The sequence below is a fragment of the Allostella sp. genome, assembly GCF_041913585.1.
In the GTDB taxonomy this organism is placed as follows: Bacteria; Pseudomonadota; Alphaproteobacteria; order ATCC43930; family Allostellaceae; genus Allostella.
This window is the reverse complement of sequence record NZ_JAYSFE010000187.1, coordinates 1-6,300: the sequence shown is the minus strand read 5'-3', so window position 1 is coordinate 6,300 and position 6,300 is coordinate 1. Positions and strand designations below refer to the sequence as shown.

The 6,300-nt window shown below is 72.9% G+C and carries 7 protein-coding genes; 4 read left to right on the top strand and 3 right to left on the bottom strand.

The window, feature by feature from the left end; genetic code table 11:
* Positions 1-1,091 (bottom strand): DUF2157 domain-containing protein (locus ACE3Q3_RS22270; RefSeq protein ID WP_374449698.1); only part of this gene is annotated, 1,091 nt, incomplete at its 3' end.
* Between the two features lie 154 nt (positions 1,092-1,245).
* On the opposite strand from ACE3Q3_RS22270, the gene ACE3Q3_RS22265 reads away from it, so the two are divergent.
* Entirely contained in the window at positions 1,246-2,268 is a 1,023-nt protein-coding gene (locus ACE3Q3_RS22265) for an amidohydrolase (RefSeq protein WP_374449696.1), read from the top strand.
* A gap of 38 nt (positions 2,269-2,306) precedes the next feature.
* Here ACE3Q3_RS22265 and ACE3Q3_RS22260 read toward each other — a convergent pair whose 3' ends face one another.
* Positions 2,307-2,675, bottom strand: a complete 369-nt coding sequence (locus ACE3Q3_RS22260) for a group 1 truncated hemoglobin (protein WP_374449695.1) — start codon at positions 2,673-2,675, stop codon at positions 2,307-2,309.
* A 544-nt stretch (positions 2,676-3,219) separates the two neighbouring features.
* On the opposite strand from ACE3Q3_RS22260, the gene ACE3Q3_RS22255 reads away from it, so the two are divergent.
* Together ACE3Q3_RS22255 and ACE3Q3_RS22250 are read left to right on the top strand one after the other, a co-directional pair.
* Positions 3,220-3,426: a hypothetical protein gene (locus ACE3Q3_RS22255; protein WP_374449693.1), complete on the top strand. Its 207-nt coding sequence runs from the start codon at positions 3,220-3,222 to the stop codon at positions 3,424-3,426.
* Positions 3,423-4,400, top strand: coding sequence for a magnesium transporter CorA family protein (locus ACE3Q3_RS22250; protein WP_374449691.1), 978 nt, complete (start codon positions 3,423-3,425; stop codon positions 4,398-4,400). The genes ACE3Q3_RS22255 and ACE3Q3_RS22250 overlap by 4 nt, the downstream gene beginning before the upstream one ends.
* Here ACE3Q3_RS22250 and ACE3Q3_RS22245 read toward each other — a convergent pair.
* Complete coding sequence (locus ACE3Q3_RS22245; protein ID WP_374449689.1) at positions 4,378-4,623, bottom strand: NepR family anti-sigma factor; 246 nt, start codon at positions 4,621-4,623, stop codon at positions 4,378-4,380. The genes ACE3Q3_RS22250 and ACE3Q3_RS22245 overlap by 23 nt on opposite strands.
* Before the next feature lie 159 nt (positions 4,624-4,782).
* On the opposite strand from ACE3Q3_RS22245, the gene ACE3Q3_RS22240 reads away from it, so the two are divergent.
* On the top strand, positions 4,783-6,297 hold the full coding sequence (locus ACE3Q3_RS22240) for an aldehyde dehydrogenase family protein (RefSeq protein WP_374449687.1): 1,515 nt from the start codon (positions 4,783-4,785) through the stop codon (positions 6,295-6,297).
* The last annotated feature ends 3 nt before the right edge of the window (positions 6,298-6,300 follow it).

Genomic DNA, 6,300 nt, shown 5'->3' with positions numbered 1-6,300 from the left:
AAGAGCCCGGCGCCGATCAGCCCGACGCTGCTCGCCAGCGCCAGCACCGGCGCGACCAGGGCCGCCGCCCCCGGCAGCCACCACAGGGCCGGCACGATGGCGAGGCCGGGCAGCAGGGCCGCCGCCAGCAGGGCGGCGCCGCGGCGGTCGGGGGCGATCGCGATCTGGGCCAGCGGCAGCGCCGCGCCGGCGGCCAGCGCCACGAGGCCGATGCCGGCCAGCCCCTGGCGCTGCAGCCCGTCGGCCTCGAAGGCGGCGAGCTGGAAGACGCCGAGCAGGCCGGCGAAGAACCACAGCGACCAGTGGGCCAGCGTCAGCCCGAAGGCGGGCGACAGCAGGCGGAGGGCGAAGCCGATCGCGGCGGTGGCGGCGGCGAGGCCGGTCGCCAGTGCCGCCCGCGACCATTCGCCGTCGCCGCCGACCGAGGGCAGCGGGACGGTCATGATCCAGGTGCCGAGATGGCCGGCGAGCAGCAGGACGACGCTGTGGCGGGAAAGCGCGCCGGGCCGGGAGGCTGCCAGCCAGGCGACCAGCACGAAGGCGATCCAGAAGGCGGGGTGGCTCGCCTGATCGGTCTCGACCAGCCGCCCGAAGGTCCAGGTCCCGAGCGCGGCGCAGGCGACGACCAGTGCGCCGCGCGCGCGGGCCAGGAAGGCGGCGGCCATGGCGCCGATGGCGATGTAGAGCCCGCCGCCCGGCCAGTCGGCCGGCAGGTGGTACATCTGGCCGACGAGGGCGACGCCGCCGGCGAAGACGAGGGTCGCCATGGTCGCGGCGGCGTCCGCGCCCATGCGCAGTCCGGCCCGGGCCATCGCCCAGGCGCCGGCGACGGTGCCCGCCAGCAGGAGGTAGACCAGCCCGACCTTGCCGAGCCGCGGCACGCCGTCCCAGTTGGCGGCGACGAAGGCGAAGAGGCTGGCGGCGATGAGGAGGGCGCCGAGCGCGCCGAGCACGCCCGGAAGGGTGCGCCGGCCGGCGCCGGCTTCGACATGGCGGCGGATCTCGGCGGCGCCGGCCTCGGTCACCCAGCCGTGGGCGGCCCACGTCTCCAGGTCGGCGTCGAGGCGGCGGAGATAGTATCGGTCGAACATCGGGGCGGTCGGGCCTCGCCGGCTGGGGCGGCCAGGGATCATAGGGCCGCGAACCCCCTTCTGTCGCCGACCCGTGCCGTCCGGTTCAGCCTTGCGGCCGGGCGGCCGGGCGTGCCGTACTCCCCGACGGGGCAGGGCGAGGGAGGCATTGGACATGGCGACCCAGTACGGCCGGATCTTCCCGCCGCGGCCCGAGTGGCTGGCGCGGGCCGAGGCCGAGGCGATCCTCGAGCCGGACCTGCCGATCGTCGACGCCCACCATCATCTCTGGCACAAGCCGGACCACCCCTATTTCCTGCCCGACCTGCTGGCCGACACCGGCACCGGGCACAACGTCGTCGCCACCGTCTTCATCGAGTGCCGGGCGATGTACCGTGCCGACGGGCCGCCGCACCTGCGGCCGGTCGGGGAGACCGAGTTCGTCAACGGGATCGCGGCGATGAGCGCGAGCGGCCAGTACGGCCCGACGCGGGTCGCGGCCGGCATCGTCGGGTTCGCCGACCTGGCGCTGGGCGACGCCGTCGAGCCGGTGCTGGAGGCGCATGTCCGCGCCGGCGGCGGGCGCTTCCGCGGCGTCCGGCAGCAGGCCTCGTGGGACGTCGACCCGGTGATCGGCCATGGCGCGCCGGGCCCGCACCTCCTGGCGCGGCCGGAGTTCCGCCGCGGCCTCGCGCGCCTGAGCGCGCGCGGCCTCGCCTTCGACCTCTGGGTGTTCCATCCGCAACTGGCGGAGGCGCTCGACCTCGCGCGCGCCATGCCGCAGGCCAACCTCGTCCTCGGCCATTGCGGCGGACCGCTCGGCTACGGCCCCTATGCCGGTCGCGGCGACGCGGTCTTCGCCGAATGGAAGGCCGGGATGACGGAACTGGCCCGCTGCCCGAACGTCTCGGTCAAGCTGGGCGGGATGATGATGCGGCTCGCCGCCTACGACTACGGCGCCCGCCCAGCGCCGCCGGACTCGGCCGAACTGGCGCGGCTGTGGCGGCCCTGGATCGAGACCTGCATCGAACTGTTCGGCGCCGATCGCTGCCTCTTCGAGAGCAATTTCCCGGTCGAGAAGATGGGCATCGGCTATGCCGCCCTGTGGAACGCCTTCAAGCGCATCGCCGCCGCGGCGTCGGAGGGGGAGAAGCGGGCGCTCTTCGCCGGCACGGCGCAGCGGGTCTACGCGCTCTGACCGGGCGCGCGTAGACCCGCCCGCCGGCCCGTCGCCGCTCAGACGCGCACGACGTCGCCTTTCAGCGAATAGAGAATGCCGACGACCTCGTTGCATTCGGCGTCGGCGACGCCGTGCTTGCGCATCGCGGCGACGACGTCGTCGATCGCCGCGACCAGTTCCTGCTCGTTGATGTTCATGCCCTTGTGGGTGCTGAGCATGTCGCGCCCGGTGTAGTTCGCCGACCCGCCGCTGCCGGCGCAGAAGAACTCCACGACATGGTGCTTGATCTTCCGCACCCCCTCGGCATCGAGATGCAGGAAGCGCTGCCGGATGAGGGGATTGACGAGGTGGGCTTCGACCAGGTCGTTGGCGATCGCGGTGATGCGGTCACGGCCTCCGAGGCGTTCGTACAATGTCGCAGGCATGTCTGCCTCCCTTCTGGGCGGCGGGCTTCGCGGCCCGCCGACTCGTTGACGACAGCCGACCTTGAGCGATCGATCGGGCGGTGAGTAGGGTCACCACCAGCGATTGCGCCGTCAACTGTACCGGTACCCGGACCGGGCCAGTTGGGCCGACATCGAACGGGAGGATGACCGGCGGGCCCGGGGAGGTCGACGACGCGCGCCGGCCGGACGGGCGCAATTGCGACCTCGTGCTGTCCGCCGACGAACTCGGCGAGATCCGCCGCAAGCTCGACGACCGACCCCGTGGCGCCCGTCCCGGCCGGCGTCGCGCGGGTTGCTGCAGTGGGGCGGAATCGGCTTGACGCCGGCCGCGGGAAGGGTCATTTGAGCGTCATCGCTGTGCCCGCTCGTGGTGCCGCGATACCCCAGGAACAGGAACCCATGCCGACCGACCCATATAGTCGATCGGGCGTTCCGTTTTCGGTCGTCCAGGGCAAGCCCGCCGCCTGATCGGCTCGGGCACCGGGGCGGCCCGCGAAAGCGGACGCCCGGCAGGAGTAGCCCGATGACCCCTTCGATCCTCCGGAAGGTGGCCGCGGCGCGCGCGCCGCAGGACCGTCGCCCCTCCGATGTCGGGATGGTGCTCGCCATCTGCATCGGCATCGTCTTCGTGCCCGTGATCGGCCTCTGCGCCGCCGCCATGAGCGAGGCGACCCCGATCTCCCACCGCAGCGCGGCGGCACCGACCCAGGTCGCCGAACGCACCCCGTGATCCGCTATTGGGGCCGCCGGGGCGAGCAGATCGTCCAGCTCCCCCTGGAACCGGCGCCGCTCGCGGCGGACATTCTGTGGATCGACCTCGAGACGCCGACCGCCGACGACGAGCGGGCGGTCGAATCGCTGCTCGGCCTCCAGGTGCCGACCCGGCAGGAGATGTCGGAGATCGAGGAATCCGCCCGGCTCTACCGCGACGGCGGGGCGCTGGTGATGACGGTCGTCGTCGTCACCGGCGTCGCCGACAAGCGGCCGACGCGGGCCGACATCACCTTCCTGCTGACGTCCGACCACCTCGTCACCGTCCGCTACTCCGACCCGATGCCGTTCCGCACCTTCGCCAGCCGGCTCGCCCGGCATCCGGACGACAACCGGACGGCGCCGGCGATCCTGCTGTCGCTGCTGGAGAGCTTCGTCGAGCGCATCGCCGACGTGCTGGAGATCGTCGCGACCGACCTCCACGGCTGCTCGACCACGATCTTCTACGAGGGCGATGACCCGGGCCCGGATCAGGAGCGTCCCGACCTCCGTGCCCTGATCCGGCAGCTCGGTCGGCGCAACCGGCTGCTGGCGATCCTGCGCGAGAGCCTGCTCAGCCTCGGCCGGCTGCTGCCGTTCCTGCGCCAGGGGGCGGACGGGTGGCTGAAGGGCGGCCTGTCGTCACGCATCAAGGCGGTCGCCCGCGACCTCGCCTCGCTCGGCGCCTTCGAGAGCCAGCTCGAGCAGGAGATCGGCTTCCTGCACGAGGCGACGCTCGGGCTCATCAACCTCGAGCAGAACGCCATCATCAAGGTCTTCTCGGTGGCGGCCGTGCTCTTCCTGCCGCCGACCCTGGTCGGCACGATCTACGGCATGAACTTCGCGGCCATGCCGGAGCTGCAATGGAAGTACGGCTACCCCTTCGCGCTCGCCACCATGGTGCTGTCGGCGATCGTGCCCTACTGGTGGTTCAAGCGCCGCCGCTGGCTCTAGGGGCGGCGGGGGCTGTAGGCGCTGCGGGAGGGGCCTCGTCGAGCCGCTCGACGAGCGCCCGGAGCTCGGGCGGCAGCGGCTCGGCCACCACTGCCTCGTAGAGCGAACGGAGCTGGGCGTCGATCCAGTCCGGATCTGCGGCCCGCCGCCGGGGCGCGGCCGGGCGCCGGTCGGCTTCGGCCGGGCCGGGGGTGGGAGACGGGGACGACAGTTCCTGGTCCATGGCTGCAACCGACGGTGCATGCGATGGGCCACCAGTAGCACGCGGACCGCCTGTGGATAAAGTGGGCCCTCCCGGATGCGCTGCTTCCAGGCTTCCCCCCTCCGGGTCCGGCGCCGTATGACGATGACCCCCACCATGCAGCCGACGCGAGACATTGCGATGACCGATACCGCCGCCGAAGCCCGTGCCGTCCTCCAGCGTCTCGGGGTCCCGCCCGCCGCCTATGCCGACGGGCCGCTGGTCGTCCGTTCGCCGATCGACGGGGCGGTCATCGGGCGGGTCGCCGTCGGCGGCGCGGCGGAGGCGGCCGCGGCCGTCGAGCGGGCGGCCGCCGCTTTCGCCCAGTGGCGCAGCGTGCCGGCGCCGCAGCGCGGCGAGCTGGTGCGGCGGCTCGGCGAGGAGCTGCGGCGGCACAAGGCCGACCTCGGCCGGCTGGTCAGCCTGGAGGCCGGCAAGATCGTCCAGGAGGGCCTGGGCGAGGTCCAGGAGATGATCGACATCTGCGACTTCGCCGTCGGCCTCTCGCGCCAGCTCTACGGCCTCACCATCGCGACCGAGCGGCCCGGCCATCGCATGATGGAGACGTGGCACCCGATGGGGCCGGTCGCGGTCATCACCGCCTTCAACTTCCCGGTCGCGGTGTGGTCGTGGAACGCCATGCTGGCGCTGGTCTGCGGCGACAGCGTCGTCTGGAAGCCGTCGGAGAAGACGCCGCTGACGGCGCTCGCCTGCCAGGCGATCTTCGACCGCACCGCGGCCGAGATGGGGCTGCCGCCAGGCCTCGCCTCCGTCGTGATCGGCGGCGCCGACGTCGGCGAGGCCCTGGTCGACGACCCGCGGGTGCCGATCGTCAGCGCCACCGGCTCGACCCGCATGGGCCGGGCGGTGGCACCCCGGGTCGCCGCCCGCTTCGGCCGCTCGATCCTGGAGCTCGGCGGCAACAACGGCATGATCGTCGCGCCGTCCGCCGATCTCACGCTCGCCGAGCGCGCCATCACCTTTGCCGCCGTCGGCACCTGCGGCCAGCGCTGCACCTCGCTGCGCCGGATCATCGTGCACGAGAGCGTCTACGACCGGCTGGTGCCGCGCCTCGCCCAGATCTACGGGCGGCTGCCGATCGGCAGCCCGCTGGAGTCGGGCACCCTGATCGGGCCGCTGATCGATGCGGCGGCCTTCCAGGCGATGCAGGCGGCACTGGCGACGGCGCGGGCCGACGGCGGCACCGTCCATGGCGGCGGCCGCGCCCTGGCCGACCGCTTCCCCGACGCCTACTACGTCGCCCCGGCCCTGGTCGAGATGCCGGCCCAGACCGCCATCGTCTGCCACGAGACCTTCGCGCCGATCCTCTACGTCCTGCGCTACCGGGAGTTCGACGAGGCCCTCGCCCTGCACAACGCGGTGCCGCAGGGGCTGGCCTCTTCGGTCTTCACCACCGACCTGCGCGAGGCCGAGCGCTTCATGTCGGCGGCCGGCAGCGACTGCGGCATCGTCAACGTCAATATCGGACCGAGCGGCGCCGAGATCGGCGGCGCCTTCGGCGGCGAGAAGGAGACCGGCGGCGGCCGCGAGTCCGGCAGCGATGCCTGGAAGGGCTACATGCGGCGGGCCACCAACACGATCAACTACTCGACCGCGCTGCCGCTGGCCCAGGGCATCCGGTTCGAGATCGACTGACGG